Origin of the sequence: Dolichospermum sp. UHCC 0315A (genome assembly GCF_008121535.1) — a bacterium.
In the GTDB taxonomy this organism is placed as follows: Bacteria; Cyanobacteriota; Cyanobacteriia; order Cyanobacteriales; family Nostocaceae; genus Dolichospermum; species Dolichospermum lemmermannii.
On sequence record NZ_CP043056.1, the window covers coordinates 686,870 to 702,791 of the forward strand.

Annotated in this window: 18 protein-coding genes; 9 read left to right on the top strand and 9 right to left on the bottom strand. The window is 38.3% G+C overall.

The window, feature by feature from the left end:
- Nucleotides 1-18 precede the first annotated feature (18 nt).
- The 3 genes from BMF77_RS03150 to BMF77_RS03160 all read right to left on the bottom strand — a co-directional run bounded on the left by BMF77_RS03150 (nucleotide 19) and on the right by BMF77_RS03160 (nucleotide 2,291).
- Entirely contained in the window at nucleotides 19-156 is a 138-nt protein-coding gene (locus tag BMF77_RS03150) for a photosystem II reaction center protein K (RefSeq protein WP_006195022.1), read from the bottom strand.
- A gap of 204 nt (nucleotides 157-360) precedes the next feature.
- A complete protein-coding gene (gene tgt, locus BMF77_RS03155; protein WP_148760579.1) occupies nucleotides 361-1,497 on the bottom strand; it encodes a tRNA guanosine(34) transglycosylase Tgt in 1,137 nt (378 codons plus the stop codon).
- A gap of 341 nt (nucleotides 1,498-1,838) precedes the next feature.
- A complete protein-coding gene (locus tag BMF77_RS03160) occupies nucleotides 1,839-2,291 on the bottom strand; it encodes a hypothetical protein (RefSeq protein WP_148760581.1) in 453 nt (150 codons plus the stop codon).
- Nucleotides 2,292-2,502: 211 nt separating this feature from the next.
- On the opposite strand from BMF77_RS03160, the gene cobS reads away from it, so the two are divergent.
- The 8 genes from cobS to BMF77_RS03200 all read left to right on the top strand — a co-directional run bounded on the left by cobS (nucleotide 2,503) and on the right by BMF77_RS03200 (nucleotide 7,738).
- Nucleotides 2,503-3,279: an adenosylcobinamide-GDP ribazoletransferase gene (gene cobS, locus BMF77_RS03165; protein WP_148760583.1), complete on the top strand. Its 777-nt coding sequence runs from the start codon at nucleotides 2,503-2,505 to the stop codon at nucleotides 3,277-3,279.
- A 373-nt stretch (nucleotides 3,280-3,652) separates the two neighbouring features.
- Nucleotides 3,653-3,892 (top strand): hypothetical protein, encoded by a 240-nt coding sequence (locus BMF77_RS03170; RefSeq protein WP_041458354.1) that lies wholly within the window; start codon nucleotides 3,653-3,655, stop codon nucleotides 3,890-3,892.
- Entirely contained in the window at nucleotides 3,882-4,220 is a 339-nt protein-coding gene (locus BMF77_RS03175) for a type II toxin-antitoxin system PemK/MazF family toxin (protein ID WP_148760585.1), read from the top strand. Before BMF77_RS03170 ends, BMF77_RS03175 begins: the two co-directional genes overlap by 11 nt.
- A gap of 51 nt (nucleotides 4,221-4,271) precedes the next feature.
- Nucleotides 4,272-4,508, top strand: coding sequence for a type II toxin-antitoxin system PemK/MazF family toxin (locus BMF77_RS03180; protein WP_148760587.1), 237 nt, complete (start codon nucleotides 4,272-4,274; stop codon nucleotides 4,506-4,508).
- Nucleotides 4,509-5,574: 1,066 nt separating this feature from the next.
- Complete coding sequence (locus tag BMF77_RS03185) at nucleotides 5,575-5,940, top strand: Lin0512 family protein (RefSeq protein ID WP_148760589.1); 366 nt, start codon at nucleotides 5,575-5,577, stop codon at nucleotides 5,938-5,940.
- 111 nt (nucleotides 5,941-6,051) lie between these two features.
- Complete coding sequence (locus BMF77_RS03190; RefSeq protein WP_148760591.1) at nucleotides 6,052-6,390, top strand: hypothetical protein; 339 nt, start codon at nucleotides 6,052-6,054, stop codon at nucleotides 6,388-6,390.
- 75 nt (nucleotides 6,391-6,465) lie between these two features.
- Nucleotides 6,466-7,005 carry a hypothetical protein gene (locus BMF77_RS03195; protein ID WP_148760593.1) on the top strand — a complete coding sequence of 180 codons (540 nt, stop codon included), beginning with the start codon at nucleotides 6,466-6,468 and terminating at the stop codon, nucleotides 7,003-7,005.
- 52 nt (nucleotides 7,006-7,057) lie between these two features.
- A complete protein-coding gene (locus BMF77_RS03200; protein ID WP_148760595.1) occupies nucleotides 7,058-7,738 on the top strand; it encodes an SDR family oxidoreductase in 681 nt (226 codons plus the stop codon).
- A 44-nt stretch (nucleotides 7,739-7,782) separates the two neighbouring features.
- Here BMF77_RS03200 and BMF77_RS03205 read toward each other — a convergent pair whose 3' ends face one another.
- From BMF77_RS03205 to BMF77_RS03230, 6 genes are all read right to left on the bottom strand, one after another.
- Nucleotides 7,783-9,621 (bottom strand): bifunctional serine/threonine-protein kinase/formylglycine-generating enzyme family protein, encoded by a 1,839-nt coding sequence (locus tag BMF77_RS03205; RefSeq protein WP_148760597.1) that lies wholly within the window; start codon nucleotides 9,619-9,621, stop codon nucleotides 7,783-7,785.
- A 319-nt stretch (nucleotides 9,622-9,940) separates the two neighbouring features.
- The gene (locus tag BMF77_RS03210) at nucleotides 9,941-11,584 is read right to left on the bottom strand and encodes an acetolactate synthase large subunit (RefSeq protein WP_148760599.1); all 1,644 of its coding nucleotides are present in this window, start codon (nucleotides 11,582-11,584) and stop codon (nucleotides 9,941-9,943) included.
- The gene (locus tag BMF77_RS28860; protein WP_371735595.1) at nucleotides 11,581-11,694 is read right to left on the bottom strand and encodes a hypothetical protein; all 114 of its coding nucleotides are present in this window, start codon (nucleotides 11,692-11,694) and stop codon (nucleotides 11,581-11,583) included. Before BMF77_RS28860 ends, BMF77_RS03210 begins: the two co-directional genes overlap by 4 nt.
- 94 nt (nucleotides 11,695-11,788) lie before the next feature.
- Complete coding sequence (locus BMF77_RS03220) at nucleotides 11,789-13,156, bottom strand: NAD-dependent succinate-semialdehyde dehydrogenase (RefSeq protein ID WP_148760603.1); 1,368 nt, start codon at nucleotides 13,154-13,156, stop codon at nucleotides 11,789-11,791.
- Between the two features lie 213 nt (nucleotides 13,157-13,369).
- Nucleotides 13,370-14,251 carry a ribosome biogenesis GTPase YlqF gene (ylqF, locus tag BMF77_RS03225; protein WP_015080811.1) on the bottom strand — a complete coding sequence of 294 codons (882 nt, stop codon included), beginning with the start codon at nucleotides 14,249-14,251 and terminating at the stop codon, nucleotides 13,370-13,372.
- Nucleotides 14,252-14,349: 98 nt separating this feature from the next.
- Nucleotides 14,350-14,787, bottom strand: coding sequence for a VOC family protein (locus BMF77_RS03230; protein ID WP_148760605.1), 438 nt, complete (start codon nucleotides 14,785-14,787; stop codon nucleotides 14,350-14,352).
- 619 nt (nucleotides 14,788-15,406) lie between these two features.
- On the opposite strand from BMF77_RS03230, the gene BMF77_RS03235 reads away from it, so the two are divergent.
- On the top strand, nucleotides 15,407-15,859 hold the full coding sequence (locus BMF77_RS03235) for a DUF4351 domain-containing protein (RefSeq protein WP_246863055.1): 453 nt from the start codon (nucleotides 15,407-15,409) through the stop codon (nucleotides 15,857-15,859).
- The last annotated feature ends 63 nt before the right edge of the window (nucleotides 15,860-15,922 follow it).

The window sequence follows — 15,922 nt, forward strand, 5'->3', positions numbered from 1 at the left end:
AAATTGGCAATGGGTAATTTATCTAAAACCCACTGCTGCTTGCCAAACAAATGCAAGTAACAAGAAGAAGACGGGAATAACAGGTAAAACATCTACCAAGGGGTCGAAGATTTGGTAAGCTTCAGGCAATTTTGCGAGTAATAGTGCTGCTTCCATGTTTGTTTAAATCCACCTAATAATCAAATACAGATTTTATATCAATACCTTGTCCAAATTAGAGAAAGCCTTGATTTGTAGGTTGGGTTGAAGCATGAAACCCAACATGAGCGTTGGGTTGCGCTGTCGCTTAACCCAACAAAGCAGAAAATGGACAAGGTATTATTATATGCGAGATATATTTTATCATGATTAGCTCAATGATCAGTCCTCAGTTTTTTCTAAATCAATTGCTGATGGTTCTAACCAATGACCAAAATCGGTGACAAAACGATCGCTCAAAATTGATGCGCGAATCTTTTGAGTAAAGCGAATTAATTCGGTGATGTTATGAATAGTCAACAAAGTATATGCTAATATTTCCTGCGATCGCACTAAATGAGATAAATAAGCCCGACTGAAATTTTCACAGGTGTAACAAGGGCAAGTTGTATCCAATGGTGTAAAATCTTCACGAAACTTAGCATTTTTGATATTCCAGCGTTCACCGGAGACAATAGCCGTTCCATGTCTAGCCCAGCGTGTGGGAATAACGCAATCAAATAAATCTACCCCAGAAGCGATCGCAATAGCCATTTCTCGATAAGTTCCCACACCCATCAAATAACGGGGTTTATTCATCGGTAACAACGGCGCTGTAGTTTGGACAATTTGCGCCATTAAATCCGTTGGTTCACCCACGCTGACCCCACCAATGGCATATCCCGGCATATCCAACTGCGCCAATTCTTGAGCAGCACGGGCGCGTAAGTCTAAATATACTCCCCCCTGGACAATGGGAAACAATGCCTGATCCTGGCGTTGATGGGCGGATATAGAGCGTTTTAACCAGCGATAGGTTCGGTCAGTGGCGGCTTCAACTTCCTGACGAGTGGCAGGATAGGGAGGACATTCATCAAAAGCCATGATCACATCCGCCCCTAAAATATTCTGAATTTCAATAGAGCGTTCTGGCGTTAATTTAATGATTTGCCCATCATGAGGAGAACGGAAAGTTACACCTTCTTCAGTAATTTTCCGCATTTCGCTCAGACTGAAAACCTGAAATCCACCGGAATCTGTAAGCATTGGTCCAGACCAACCCATGAATTTATGTAACCCACCACCACCAGCAACGATGGCTTCTCCCGGTTGGAGATGTAAATGATAGGTATTAGCTAAAACCATCTGCGCTCCTGTTGCTCCCAGTTGGGCAGGGGTGATAGTTTTGACATTAGCTAATGTTCCCACAGGCATAAACCTGGGTGTTTCTACAATTCCGTGGGGAGTAGAAAATATTCCGGCTCTAGCTTTGGTCTGGCTACAGGTAGCGAGACTTTCAAAGGAAAAATTGGCGCTCAAGGCAAAAATACTAATTAGCTAAATTTATCCATCAACTTAACATTTTTGGTGTTACTTAGGGCGTTCGTGGGGGTTTTTATCTTGTGAGGGTCATACCCCGCAATCCACTATGACCCCAAAGAGGATATGATTTCTTTAGTTAAGGTTTTGTGATACCTCCTTTCTTCTCAGGAATTACGCAAAATATCCCTCAAACCCTCATTTCTCTGTGTTCTCTGTGCCTCTGTGGTTCGTTATTCCATGAATTATGCGTAAGTCCTACTTCTACTTCATTCTTTCTCCTGACGGTCACTGAGCGAAGTCGATAGCGTAGCGTGGCGTTAGCCATAGTGCTGACTCCTTTAAAAAGAATCACAGCAGTCGTCATCAATTTCCGCATCCCATCTAGCTGCTAGGACTTGATCCATCATCGCTTCTATAACCGTAACGTTAAATTGGCGATCGCGTCTTGCTTGTAAGGGAGTGGAAAGAGGAATCAACCGTAAACACATTTCCTCTTGAACTAAGTCGAAGTAGGTTTCTTGTTGTGGGGATAGTTTTAACTCCAGATAATCAAAACTATCCACATTCACATATAGTGCATTATTGGTGACTAAGGTAGACCGATAGGAATTAGCGAATACTTCCATTACATCCCCGTCACCCTCACTCAGTAGCTTATTTTCTTGGGTGTAGATGTAGTGGACTCTACCTAAATCATTCAGCAATCGGCGGATATCGAGTTTGTTGACAACTATGCCCATGTTGACTATACACGGGGCTGGCATTTTGGTGTGGGGTAGATGATGACTCATAGAGAAATAGCGGTTTATGAAAGGTGAGTGACAACGCAGCCAGACTATCAATAAGATGGATTGTTAATTTCCCATAGTTCCAAAATATCAAGTTTAGGAGGCGATCGTCTCATCTTTTGAGGTAGATTGTCAGTCTGGGAGTGATTTATGATGAGAACATTTATATTCATGAATACTGGAAGTATTTGACTAATGGAACTCTATATAAAGTATGGCTAACGTTTTGCGCTGGTGGCAACAGCAATTGCTAAATTTAGTTGCGGCTGTGATTTTCTATACAGCTATTCCCTTGCCCTATCTGCAAAATTTGGACTTCCAGAAGGTTGCTTGTTTTGCACCGGTGATTGGGTTGATGATTGGGGGGATTTTAGGTGGATTAGATACGGGAATGAATTATTTGAGTGTCCCCGTGCTAACTCGTAATGCCTTGGTAGTAGGTGCGTGGATAGCAATTACGGGAGGGTTACATTTAGATGGTGCGATGGATACGGCTGATGGTTTAGCGGTGGGTGATCCGAAACGCAGGTTAGAGGTAATGATGGATAGTGCTACAGGTGCGTTTGGAGCGATGTCTGCTATTGTGATTATTATATTGAAAATAACAGCTTTAACAGAAATAGCTGAAAACCATTATTTTGTATTAATGGCTGCTTGTGGGTGGGGACGTTGGGGACAACAAATGGCTATTTGTCAATATCCTTATCTGAAACCGACTGGTAAGGGTGCGTTTCATAAACAAGCGATTCGTTCTTATTTGGATTTGTTACCAAGTTTATTTTTATTGTTAGGTTTGAGTGCTGTTGTTTGGTTAATTAATCCCCAGAAATTAGTTTTATCTGTGGGGATGGTTTTGGCTGGAAGTGTGATTTCTGTTGTTACCGCAGCTTGGTTTAATTATCAGTTGGGTGGACATACGGGAGATACTTATGGCGCTGTGGTGGAGTGGACTGAAGCGTTATTTTTGTGTATAATTACCAGCTTTCTGTGATAATATATACCATCTTTCTATTGAGATAAATTTTGTAATAAGGAAGGTATGTATCATAATGATGATGAACAGGATTTTTATCATTTTCTAAAAGTGGAGTCCAGAAAAATTATGATTCTTAATGAACCTCAAGCACTAAAACCAATCTACAAAATGGAAGGTTTCAGCCATCCTTTGCTTCTCCATTCAGGCTCAATAGAGTTGAATGATACGTCGAATCCTCTTTACTCTGATAATGATTGAATTTATGCAATATTTACTTGATACTTGTGTAGCTAAATATCGCTAAATTGTCCGCGAGTTACTAATTTCTCATGCGACAATAAACGAGCCAAATAATGTTAGAATAAAATCACCCCTCTTAGATTTAGCTATGCGTGCGATTGAAACCACTGGTATCCTAAATACCCAAGGGCAAATCAAACTTGATCATCCCATTCCCCAAGCAAAGGACAGGGTTGTGCGCGTTATTCTTTTAATGCCAGAAGATGAACTTAATGAACAAACTTGGTTAGATGCTGTTTCCAATAACCCTAGCTTTGCTTTTCTGCATGATCCAGAAGAAGATATTTATACCCTGAAAGATGGACAACCTGTAGCTCATGAAGGGTAAAATCGTTTTAATTCAATTTCCCTTTGACGATTTATCTTCCAGTAAAGTCCGTCCTGCCTATTGTCTAACCAATACAATTGGAGCATATCAGCACATTATTTTTGCCCTAATCACCAGCCGTATTCCCGAAAATCCCCTTGATACAGATATTATTCTCAGACCAGAAAATCCAGATTTTATTATGAGTGGTCTTCGTAAATCATCAACCATCAGACTTGATCATTTGGTAACACTTCGATCCTCACTTATTCAGCGTGAGCTAGGCTTATTATCGTTAAAGACTCAAACCTTAATTGTGGATATTTTGTGTGATATTTTACATTCCTAAAAAGCGTTCTGAAATTAATCCATACTAAAAACTATTCAGAGTATTACAGAGATGAATAAACGGTTGCCAAGTCGTTTAGGAAAGCTGCGCTTTCCTCTTGTTTTCGTTGTATCAATGACAACAGATAGAGGGCAAGAATGGGCTGGGAACTCCCCTGATTTATATATGCAATTTTCGGCTGGTGTCGCTGGATTAAAATCACCGTCAATTGCTTTATTAGATCAAGTGCGTGCAATTGATGTTTCTCGGATTGTGGCATATCGTGGTAGTCTGACATCAGACATATAAGTTTTTTCAATCTCTCTTTTTCAAAAAAATCACATCCTTGTGTTTATTGAGAATATTCTGAGTTAATTCTCAAGATTATTGAGAATGTAATCAATAAGCTAACGAGTTTACTAGGGTATTGACATCTTGAAATTTTGTGCTATTGTCAAGATATATAATTAGCGGATTTTTATATTCAAAATTGATGTTCCAAAATCCAGGGAATAAATTCCCTGTCTTATAGCTAAAGTCGGTTAAAACCGACTATTGAAAACATAAAATTTTATTTTCTTAGTTTTATTGAGTATAATTTGTGATAAATTAATCACGACTGATTAGGAATTGGTCTCAGATATAATTCAATTGCTTCTCTAAGATTGTTTTCTAACTTAACGGGTGACAAGGTGGCTAAACAGCTTGTTTCATAAGGGATAGAGCCTGAAAGCCACGTTGAAAAAAGAGGCGTTTATGCGGCTTGAGAGCAATTAAGTTCAGAGCTAAATCAGCCCATAAAAAACGCCTGAGTTTTGTAACTCAAGCGTTTCCCCGTATAACTTTCTACCAATTCACTATTTTTGTAACATTTGAAACCCGCAACTTAAATAACAAAAAGTATAAGTAGTGCTAGGAAAATTGTAACAAATATAAGCTGAAGTGGTATCACTCCTTGCATTCACTAAGGATATCTCTTTTAAAATCAAATGGCTAGTGTAGAGAGTGACACTTTCTGAACTGACACTAGTTAAAAATGAATCATAGTAAATAGTAGTTAATCAAACACGGCTAAATAGTAAATAGCGCAGTATTCCTGTATAAAGATGTCAGATTTGCCATAATTATATTTGGACTGGAGTAAAAATTTCTTGACAATTACATAAGCTAATAAGCTGTTAAATAACATCCAAATTATAGAATTACACTAGGTTCTCAGGTGGAACATGAATTTAGATTTAAGTTACATCAACGTGATGATGAAAACCGAGAATTATTGATGACAGTTTTAGTATTTGACCTTAAATTAAGAAAAATTACATAACCACCCCATACAACGTTACATTAATAGATACACAATTACTGGAATTTAACTATGCCACTAAAACGGTTTATTATCGAAATGGGAATGGGTGTAGACCAGCATGGACAAGAACCGACGGTAGCAGCAGCAAGAGCAGTTAGGAATGCGATCGCTCACAATGCGTTGCCTGGTATTATGGAAGTAGCGGGCTTAAAAGATCCCAATGAAATGATTATCGAAGTCAAAATTGCCGTTCCTTACCCCGAACAAGTACGGGAAACAGAAGTATTAGCTGTTCTTCCCTTTGGTCAAAAAACCCTCATCTTAGAAGCAGGGGGAATGGTAGTTAATGGTTTAGCAATTGCTTCTCTCAACGATAAAAATGATGAAATGTTGATAGCTGTAGCCGCAGTTACAGTTTTTGTAGAAACTGCATAATTAACTTGAAAATATTGATTTCTTGGGGATTTTTTGAGTTAAAGTAGAGATACTGGGATCATCTCTGGCAGTAATTTTTCCAAATTATACATCTACATAACTCCAGCGAAAATGTCTCAAGATCCTCAAAAATCACCTCAAATCCAAGAAGTAATTGGATTAAAAGCACAACACTTTGCTGACTTAATTAGAGCCGCACAATTAGTTTTTGATCCGACTGCTGGCGTTACCGGCAGGAATGTCAAAATTGATTGGCAAGATTTTGGTATGCCTCGGAATATAGAGGATAATCTCAGAATTATTGGTGAAGAGTTTCAATATGCTTCTCCCCATGTTCCTGTTGATGTAATCTGGGGTAAATTAACCACAGAAACTCGAATTTGGTTTCTAGAAAAGAAAGATCAATTGTGGCAATTTGAAGAATTTTTACCTGCACTTGATGAAGATTAACTATTGCCAAAAATACTTTTTTCTAGTAGGATATATATATTTTGTATCCTACTTACTTACTAGAAAATAAATTTGATGAAAATTATAAATTTCCAGTTTTTATTAGTTTTGATTTCTTTGATATTGCCGATAATAACTCCGATTTCCCATAAGTCTAACATGGCTTTGGCAGGAAGTACAATAAATTATGATCAACCAATTATTAATGAGCAAATAGTTGTTAATAAGAGTGAATTTGGCGTAAAGATAGTCAACCCAGAAGGGAAAGTTAATTTTTTTCCAACAACTACAGTTCCCTTAAAAGAAGGTGATGCTTATGGTTGGAGAATTACATTTGACAACTATCAAGGTAACATTAAAGGTAAAGTTAAATGGCGGGAAGTTTTAACTTTACCACAAGCCCCCGAAACTTGGACAACAGAAAATAATAAAAATTTCTCCATATCAAAAGATGGAAAAACAGCAACTTCCACGCGCACAGTAACACCTGTGAATGGTGTAATTGAAAATTTTTGGACTATTGCTGCTGGAGATCCTTTGGGTAAACATCAAATAGAAGTCTATATTGATGAACGTTTAATTGGTACTTTTGCCTTTGAAATAGTTCCATTCTAAAATGACAGTTTTGTGCTAAATGTAAGTATAGCATCTTTTTTATAGACTAATTATGTTAATCTCATCTTCCATTTTTCTAGCTGGTGCTAGTCGCGGTGTTGGGCAAGAAATCGCTAAATATTTGATAGCACAACAAATCCAAGTTAAAGCCCTGTTGAGAACAGAAGCCGCTGCTGTGGTAGCAAAAGCAATGGGTGTTTATCCAATTCTAGGAGATGCGTTAAATGTAACTGATATTGAACAGGCAATTTTAGGAGATGAACCGATTCAAGCCGTTATCAGTACATTAGGTGGTTTACCTACAGATAATATCAAACCTGATTATATCGGTAATAAAAACCTCATTGATGCCGCAGTCAAAGCAGGAGTTAAAAAGTTTATTCTCGTAACTTCCATTGGTAGTGGTGATAGTGTGGTGGCTTTACCGCCCCAAGCTTTAGAAGCACTCAAACCAGTTTTAATTGAAAAAGAAAAAGCAGAACAATATTTAATTTCCAGCGGACTTAACTATACAATTATCCGTCCTGGTGGTTTAAAATCAGAACCAGCAACCAACAACGGAATTATCACCGAAAATCCTCAGATTGTGGGTACTATTCATCGTGCAGATGTTGCCCAATTAGTTTGTCGCTGTTTAAATTCTGATCATACTAATAATAAAATTTTCTCAGCCATAGATCGGAACATGATATATCCAGGATTACCGGAATTTGTGGAATTTAATTTAGATTAGTTGTTGTTAACTTTGAGGACTAAAGTCCTCACTACTAATTCAATTTAAACAGAAAATACTACCCGAAAACCACACATTCTTAAACCACCGTCTGCTTCATTCCAACTTCTACTAGCGCTGCGACAAAGTTCCGCACCAAAATTCCATGCACCACCCCTTAAAACCCGACGATGTTTATCACCTCCATCTTCCCAGACATTACCATTTGTAGGTGCGCCATGATAGTTATTATGCCAAGAATCTGCACACCATTCCCAGACTAATCCGTGCATATCATATAAACCAAAAGCATTAGCAACTTCAAAATAACCAACATTAGTTGTTTCTTTCCGAAATCTACTTTTTGGTTCTACAGAATAAGTATCGCTACCGCTACAGTTAATTAAATCAGAAGTAATAGTTTCTCCAAAATGGAAAGATGTGGTAGTTCCTGCGCGACAAGCATACTCCCATTCGGCTTCACTAGGTAAACGATATTCTCTCCCAGTTTTAATTGCCAATCTCGCACAAAATTCCACAGCTTCATACCAAGAAACATTTTCGACAGGCAAATTTGCACCTTTAAATTTTGAGGGGTTAGGGGGCAATTCTTGTTGAACTGGAGGTAAAGCTGCTATGGTTCTCCACTGTAATTGGGTAATAGGATATTTTCCCATGAAAAACGCTGGAACTATGACTTGATGTTGAGGACGTTCATCATCATCACCTTCACAACTTAGAGAACCCATGATAAAATTCCCATTGGGAATTGATACCATTTCTAAAGTTGTATTTCTGCCTAATTCTTCTTTAAAATATTTAGTATTTCGTCTATCACGGTTAACTTCTCTCCCCGAAGTATCTACGGTAATTACATAAAAATTAAAGTTAGACAAGGAAGGTAAGGGAACAGTAATTTTTGGGGAAGGTGGAAGTATTAATGGTGGTTTAGGAAAGGAAGAAAATTTAATGACTACGGGAGATTTAGGAAAGTTTAAATCATCCAAAACATCCATTGCTGATTGATATCTATCACTAGCAAAATGTTGGAGTAACTTATCTAGGATTTGCTTTAATTCATCACTAATAGTAATTCCTTTGATTCGTAAACGTTCTTCCCATAACCATTTAGCATTCATGGCATCATAAAGATGATCTTGAAGTTGTCCATAATCATTTTGTAATGGTAAATCTTGAGTTAATAAGCGTACACAAGTGACACCCAAGGCATATAAGTCACTTGCTTGACAAGCAAACCCAGCCATTTGTTCAGTTGGGGCATAACCAAGGGTATAAATAGCTGTTGCTTGTCTAGCTATACTGGTTTGAGTAACTTGTTTCGCACCTCCAAAATCAATTAATACGGGTTTTCTATCACTATCTCGACGCACAATGTTTTCTGGTTTGATATCGCGGTGAATTACATTATGTTTGTGAACAAAATCTATAACTGGTAATAAGTCAGCCAAAAGTTGCCGAACTTGGGTTTCATCATAAGCTTGATTTTGCAGTTCTTCGAGAAGAGTTTTCCCAATAATAAATTCCTGTACTAAATACAAACTAGAACCTTGTTCAAAGTAAGCTAAAAGTCGGGGAATTTGGGCATGGTTTTCTCCCAAATCGTAGAGTCTAAAAGCTTCTTCTTTGAAAAATTCCGCTGCTTTGGCACGTTGTCCAGTTCCCTGAACTTGGGGGAAAAATTGCTTAATTACACAGGGTGCATTCAGTCTATCTACATCTTCAGCAGCGTAGGTTCTGCTAAATCCACCTTCACCTAATAACCTCAAAACCCGGTAACGGTTTCGCAGCATTTCCCCAAAATTACTTTCTTGACAACTCAGACAAGATTTAGAGGTTTTCGGGTTGAAGGGGTTGGAACAATTGGGATTTTGACAAATTTGCATGAATGTTGAGAAAATAGCATCTTTTCAAAATTCATCCCCAATATTATTAAGTTGTCTAAACTATGATTTATTTGATTTCAATGATTATTGTGATTAAAATTATAGGTAATCATAAAAAATCATCTTGATCACAAAAAAATCTAAACTATGATTTATTTGATTTCTATGATGATTATGATGTATATCACAAAAATCACAGTTAAGACGATTTATTTATGAATAACACTTTCAAGTTGAGAAATCTGTGATGTTTGTTGCTGAAAGTTAATACAAAAAAAATTGTCAGCAGGGGACGGAGTTTCCCCGCCCCTACAAATATTTAAATTTCGCAGCTTAACTCACCGGCTTTTTTGGTAAACCGACGGTTTTCTCGATAATCTACCCGACAATCTATCACCGCTGGTACATCTTGTGCCAAAGCTTCTTTAAGTAAGGGAACAAAATCTGCCACAGACTCCACTCGATAACCTTTCAGTCCCATACTTTCGGCAAATTTGACAAAATCAGGATTACCAAAATGGACAAAAGATGAGTTACCAGCCCCAAATTGGTTTTCTTGTTTCCACTCAATTAAACCATAGCCACCGTCATTAAAAATCAGGGTAACAAATGGTGTTCCTACTCGCAAAGCAGTTTCTAATTCTTGACAATTCATCATAAAACCACCGTCACCAGTGGCAGCGACAACTTTCCGATCTGGATAAACTAATTTTGCGGCTAATGCACCAGGAATCGCAATACCCATGGCAGCAAAACCATTGGAAATAATGCAAGTATTGGGACTATGACAATGATAATGTCTAGCAATCCACATTTTATGGGCGCCAACATCAGAAATTACAATATCATCTGGTCCCATAACTTGCCGCAAGTCATAAATTAGTTTCTGCGGTTTAATGGGAAATTCATCATCGTTGGCATATTCTTCGTAATCAGCGCGAATGTTAGAACGTAAGCTAATAGAATAGGGATTGGGTTTATTGTGTCTGTCTGCTAATTTTAATATTTCATTAAGAGAATCAGAAATATCGCCAACTATTTCTACTTGGGGAATATAACTACTATCAATTTCCGAAGAAGTTGCCGCAATATGGATAATAGGAATTGTCCCTTCTGGATTCCATTTTTTGGGGGAAAATTCAATTAAATCATAACCAATTGCTATGACTAAATCTGTACTATCAAAGCCGCAGGTAATGAAATCTCGTTGTTGTAATCCCACAGACCAAAGTGCTAAGGGATGAGTATAGGGAATGACTCCTTTACCCATAAAAGTATTCACAACAGGAATATTCATTTGGGTGGCAAATTGCGTAACTGCATCACTAGCATGGGCGCGAATTGCTCCATTTCCCACTAAAATGATGGGATTAACGGCTTGGGAAATTGCCCCAGCAGCGGCGCGAATACTGGCAAAGGAAGCATAGGTTTTTTCGCTATTATCCTTATTTAAAGGTTTGCCTTCGACAGGCATGGCGGCAATATTTTCTGGTAAGTCAATGTGAACAGCACCGGGTTTTTCTGTTTGCGATCGCTTGAAGGCTTTTCTCACAACTTCCGGTGTAATACTCGGTCTGACAATCTGTTTATTCCACTTAGTAACTGGGGCAAACATTGCCACCAAATCTAAATATTGATGGGATTCAATGTGCATTCTATCTGTTCCCACCTGCCCCGTAATTGCCACCAATGGCGCACCATCTAAGTTAGCATCTGCCACCCCAGTCATTAAATTAGTTGCCCCAGGACCAAGGGTAGAAAGACAGACTCCGGCTTTTCCTGTTAACCTCCCATAAACATCAGCCATGAAGGCTGCACCCTGTTCATGACGAGTGGTAATAAATTGAATTGAGGATGTTTTTAAAGCTTCCAAAACGTGCAAATTTTCTTCACCAGGAAGTCCAAAAACATATTGTACTCCTTCATTTTCTAAACACTGTACTAATAATTCTGCGGTATTCATAATTTTGGTGATTGGTAATTGGTGATTGGTAATTGGTAATTGGTAATTGGTAATTGGTGATTGGTGATTGGTGATTGGTAATTGGTAATTGGTAATTGGTAATTGGTGATTGCTTAATTTTCTTCTTTCTTCTTTCTTCTTTCTTCTTACTCCTGAACTCCTGAACTCCTGACTCCTGACTCCTGACTCCTGACTCCTGACCCCTTACTTCACCCAAATAGTTTTCACATTCACAAATTCATGTAAACCTTGAATACTCAACTCCCTACCGTAACCAGAACGCTTAATGCCCCCAAAGGGTAGACGGGGATCTGATTTAACCATGCTATTAATAAATACTGCACCAGCTTCAATTTCTTGAATGAGGCGATTTTGTTCTTCTGTATTTGTTGTCCATGCACTTGCACCCAAACCAAAGGGACTATCATTAGCTAATGTAATTGCTGCTTCGATATCAGGAACTCGGAATAATAATGCCACTGGGCCAAAAAATTCCTCTTGGGCAATTGGTGTATCTACAGGAATATCTATGATAATTGTGGGCGGATAAAAGTTCCCCGACATTTCTGTTAACGGGTGTCCACCTGTGAGGACTTTTCCTCCACTTTTTACCGCATTTTTAACTTGTTCGTCTAATTCTTGGAGAATATCAGGAGTTGCCAATGGTCCCAAATCTGTATCTGCTGCCATTGGATTACCAATTTTCAGGGCTTGAAATTTTTCTAACAGCAATTTTTCAAATTGATCAGCCACAGATTCAGCAATTATAAAGCGTTTCGCAGCAATACAAGATTGTCCATTATTTAACATTCTTGCTGTTACTGCGGTGCTAACTGCTGTTTCTAAATCGGCACTTTCTAAGACAATAAATGGGTCACTGCCCCCCAATTCTAAAACAGTTTTTTTGATTTGTTTCCCAGATGCAACGGCGAGGGATATACCGGCTGGTTCACTACCTGTCAAGGTTGCAGCTTTGACGCGATCATCAGCCATCAAATTGGCAACTTGGGCAGCACCAATTAACAATGTTTGAAATACACCTTTGGGAAAGCCGGAACGGTTGATAATATCTTCGATCGCCAGGGCGCACTGTGGCACATTGGAAGCGTGTTTGAGTAGCCCCACATTGCCTGCCATGAGTGCTGGTGCAGCAAACCGGAAAACTTGCCAAAATGGAAAATTCCAAGGCATGACGGCGAGAATTACCCCTAAAGGTTGATATTTTACAAAACTATGACTAGCATCGGTTTTAATGGTGACATCAGCTAGAAAACTAGGGGCATTTTCGGCATAATAACGACAAACCAGGGCGCATTTTTCAACTTCTGCGATCGCCGCTTTTAATGGTTTACCCATTTCCAGGGTCATCAATTTCCCTAAGTCTGCCTTTTCTTGGTCTAAAATAGTCGCTGCTTGTTCTAACCAGTGCGATCGCTCTATAAAACTCGTCTGACGGTATCCTTCAAAAGCCTTTCCTGCCAAATCTAACTTAGCAACAATTTCTGTATCATTTAGTGGCTCAAAAGTTTTGAGCGTTTCCCCAGTGGTGGGATTAATGGTAGCTATAGCCATTACCTGACCTCCCATTAAAAAATAGTTTGAGGTAGCTTTCCAGTCTTACACACATTCATCAAAGAAGCTAACACGAAAATTGACTTCGAGAGAAAATAATCAACAATAGTTTTGCGGGGATAATTATTTATCTTTCCTCACTACAAACTTTGAATTATTCAAGCCGTCCTACTTAGTTTTGACTTTTACTACCAGATAAATACAAATTAGCGGTTACATTGGCGGTAATTCTAAAGATATATTTCCAAAAAATCCTTTCCGAAAATCAGTGATCATTTGTCTGGCTGCGCGTTCTACATCTCCTTTATAGCGATGCTCTGCTAAAACTTGTAAATATTCTTCTCCTGTATAAATGATGGAATCGAGATCATATCGTGTAAGTAATGGATGTGGTGGTAATGAATTAGAATGCGTTTCTTGAAGTTCATTCAGTATATCTACGAAGGCTGCGGCTATCAGTTGATTATCATAAGCTGCTTCACCGATATCATCACAAATAGCTAATTTGATGGCTGCGGCTTGGCTGTCAAGTCTGGCAGGAATAACACCAGGAGCATCTAGTAATTGTAGCTGATCAGAAATTCTTACCCACCGCAGTTGCCGGGTAACACCTGGACGGGCTGCGCTTTCTACAACTCGCTTACCAATTAAACGGTTAATTAAAGCTGATTTACCGACATTGGGAAAGCCAATCACGACAGCCCGAACAGGACGGGGTAACATTCCCCTATCTGTGCGGCGTTGGTTAAGTTCTATACCCGCTGCTTGGGCAGCTTTGGTAATGGCGGTGATACCTTGACCATGTTGAGCGTTGGTAAAATATGGAACTTCGCCTCTATTTTTAAACCACTCTATCCAGCGCGATCGCACTTGTGGCAGAATCATATCTACCCGGTTCAGTACCAATATCCGTGTTTTCGTCCCTACCCATTCATTCATTTGTGGGTGATTTGTGGTTATGGGAATGCGAGCATCTCTGACTTCTAAAACCACATCAACCCGTTTTAACTGTTCTTTGAGATTTTTTTCAGCTTTGGCAATGTGGCCTGGATACCATTGGATCAGATTTAATTTGTAGTTTTGTGTTATTGACATTTATTGTTTGTTAGTTGTTAGTAGGGGCGAAGCATTTGGAAGATAAATTATCGGTCATTGCCAAAAATAGTTCTCCAAATGCTTCGCCCGTACAGTTGTTAGTTGTCAGTGGTAATAATATTTGCTTGTTCCCTGTTCCCTGTTCCCTGTTCCCTGTTCCCTGTTCCCTCTTGATGAGATTGGTGTAAAATTAATCTGTTGCCGTCGGGGTCGTAGGCATAAATTTCTTGACCGTGGGAAGCTGTAGAAATCGCTCCGGGTGGGGTACAGCCTAAAGATGTCAGGTGAGATATAGCGGTTTCTAGATTATTCACTTCTAAACACAAACTTAGCGGACTTTGGACATAAGTGACAAATTCCGGTTCGTTTGCCGATTTGGGTTTAAAAATCCCTAATTTTAAGCCAGAAATTTGAAATTCAGCATAGATATGGGGAATTAGTTTCTTTGGTTTTTGTTCTAGTAATTGAGTATAGAAACTGACTATATTATCAAAATTAACTGTGGCTATGGTGATAATTATACTATTATATTGCATATTTATTTTTACCATAGATTTGCCCCAGGAGCGGAGTTAATTCATCACCAGATATCGCACCTAGCATAATTATTAGTTTAAATTAGTTTTTCTAAACATATTTCTTTCTTCTAGTCTTGCACAACTGTGAGCGATCTTTGACTTTTATCTAAAAAACATTATGTTTCTAGCTAAATCAAAAGCTTTGGATCATCCATAATCTCCAATTTTGACTACCATTCGCTTATATCTCAGGGCTGAAGTCACTGAGTTTTACACTTACCGAATATTTCTATAAGTTATTTGTATGGGATTTTGGCAAAAAAGAACATTCTCAATTATTGGGGGTTTATTCTCATTATTATTGAGAATTTTATCAATAATGTAACGAGTTTTGGTAATTTCAGCTAGGGGGGTTGACAGTGTTCCGAGTTTCGGGTATGCTTATGATATGAGTGGAAAAGTGTGCGCCCATATATATAAGGTTTTTATTTATCAAGATAATTATTTCCCAAATAAATCCCTCCAAGCAGGGAAATAGGAAAATAAAATTTGTCCTCATAACCAAAATACCAAGACGTTATCTTGTATCTCAGAATGAAGAATTTATTTAGATGAATTACCACCGGGTTCAATTGGTATGGGGTTAATTGAGTTAATTGTCAGTCAGGAAGTACAAGCACCGGAATTAGTTAAAACTCTCTTGGACAGAACTAAGACAGAAGTTGAGAATGACAGAGAAAAACAAGGTATTATAGAATTGTTGGAGACTGTTTTATTGTCCAAATTTTCACAATTAAGCCGTCAGGAGATAGAAGCAATGTTTTTAGTGAGTGATATTAAGCAAACAAGAGTATATCAAGAAGCAAAGCAGGAAGGTAGACAGGAAGGTAGAGAAGAAGGTAGGCAGAATGGTGAGATGATTTTATTAATACGTCAATTATCAAAAAGATTTGGAAAATTGAAAGATATTTACATCGAAAATATCAACAGTTTGAATATAGAACAACTGGAAAAGCTAGGAGAAGCATTATTAGATTTTACGGATATTAATGATTTGGAAACATGGTTAAAATCTGAGATAGACAAGTAGGTTTATTTAATTGTCTGAATCAGGATATCTGGTTACTGAGCGAAGTCGAAGTACAGTATTTTA

Excerpts from the sequence above, each read along its gene's own strand:
- BMF77_RS03150 (WP_006195022.1), bottom strand. The coding sequence starts at position 156 with ATGGAAGCAGCACTATTACTCGCAAAATTGCCTGAAGCTTACCAAATC.
- BMF77_RS03160 (WP_148760581.1), bottom strand. The coding sequence starts at position 2,291 with ATGAGTCATCATCTACCCCACACCAAAATGCCAGCCCCGTGTATAGTC.
- cobS (WP_148760583.1), top strand. The coding sequence starts at position 2,503 with ATGGCTAACGTTTTGCGCTGGTGGCAACAGCAATTGCTAAATTTAGTT.
- BMF77_RS03170 (WP_041458354.1), top strand. The coding sequence starts at position 3,653 with ATGCGTGCGATTGAAACCACTGGTATCCTAAATACCCAAGGGCAAATC.
- BMF77_RS03175 (WP_148760585.1), top strand. The coding sequence starts at position 3,882 with ATGAAGGGTAAAATCGTTTTAATTCAATTTCCCTTTGACGATTTATCT.
- BMF77_RS03180 (WP_148760587.1), top strand. The coding sequence starts at position 4,272 with ATGAATAAACGGTTGCCAAGTCGTTTAGGAAAGCTGCGCTTTCCTCTT.
- BMF77_RS03185 (WP_148760589.1), top strand. The coding sequence starts at position 5,575 with ATGCCACTAAAACGGTTTATTATCGAAATGGGAATGGGTGTAGACCAG.
- BMF77_RS03190 (WP_148760591.1), top strand. The coding sequence starts at position 6,052 with ATGTCTCAAGATCCTCAAAAATCACCTCAAATCCAAGAAGTAATTGGA.
- BMF77_RS03195 (WP_148760593.1), top strand. The coding sequence starts at position 6,466 with ATGAAAATTATAAATTTCCAGTTTTTATTAGTTTTGATTTCTTTGATA.
- BMF77_RS03200 (WP_148760595.1), top strand. The coding sequence starts at position 7,058 with ATGTTAATCTCATCTTCCATTTTTCTAGCTGGTGCTAGTCGCGGTGTT.
- BMF77_RS03205 (WP_148760597.1), bottom strand. The coding sequence starts at position 9,621 with ATGCAAATTTGTCAAAATCCCAATTGTTCCAACCCCTTCAACCCGAAA.
- BMF77_RS03210 (WP_148760599.1), bottom strand. The coding sequence starts at position 11,584 with ATGAATACCGCAGAATTATTAGTACAGTGTTTAGAAAATGAAGGAGTA.
- BMF77_RS03220 (WP_148760603.1), bottom strand. The coding sequence starts at position 13,156 with ATGGCTATAGCTACCATTAATCCCACCACTGGGGAAACGCTCAAAACT.
- ylqF (WP_015080811.1), bottom strand. The coding sequence starts at position 14,251 with ATGTCAATAACACAAAACTACAAATTAAATCTGATCCAATGGTATCCA.
- BMF77_RS03230 (WP_148760605.1), bottom strand. The coding sequence starts at position 14,787 with ATGCAATATAATAGTATAATTATCACCATAGCCACAGTTAATTTTGAT.
- BMF77_RS03235 (WP_246863055.1), top strand. The coding sequence starts at position 15,407 with ATGGGGTTAATTGAGTTAATTGTCAGTCAGGAAGTACAAGCACCGGAA.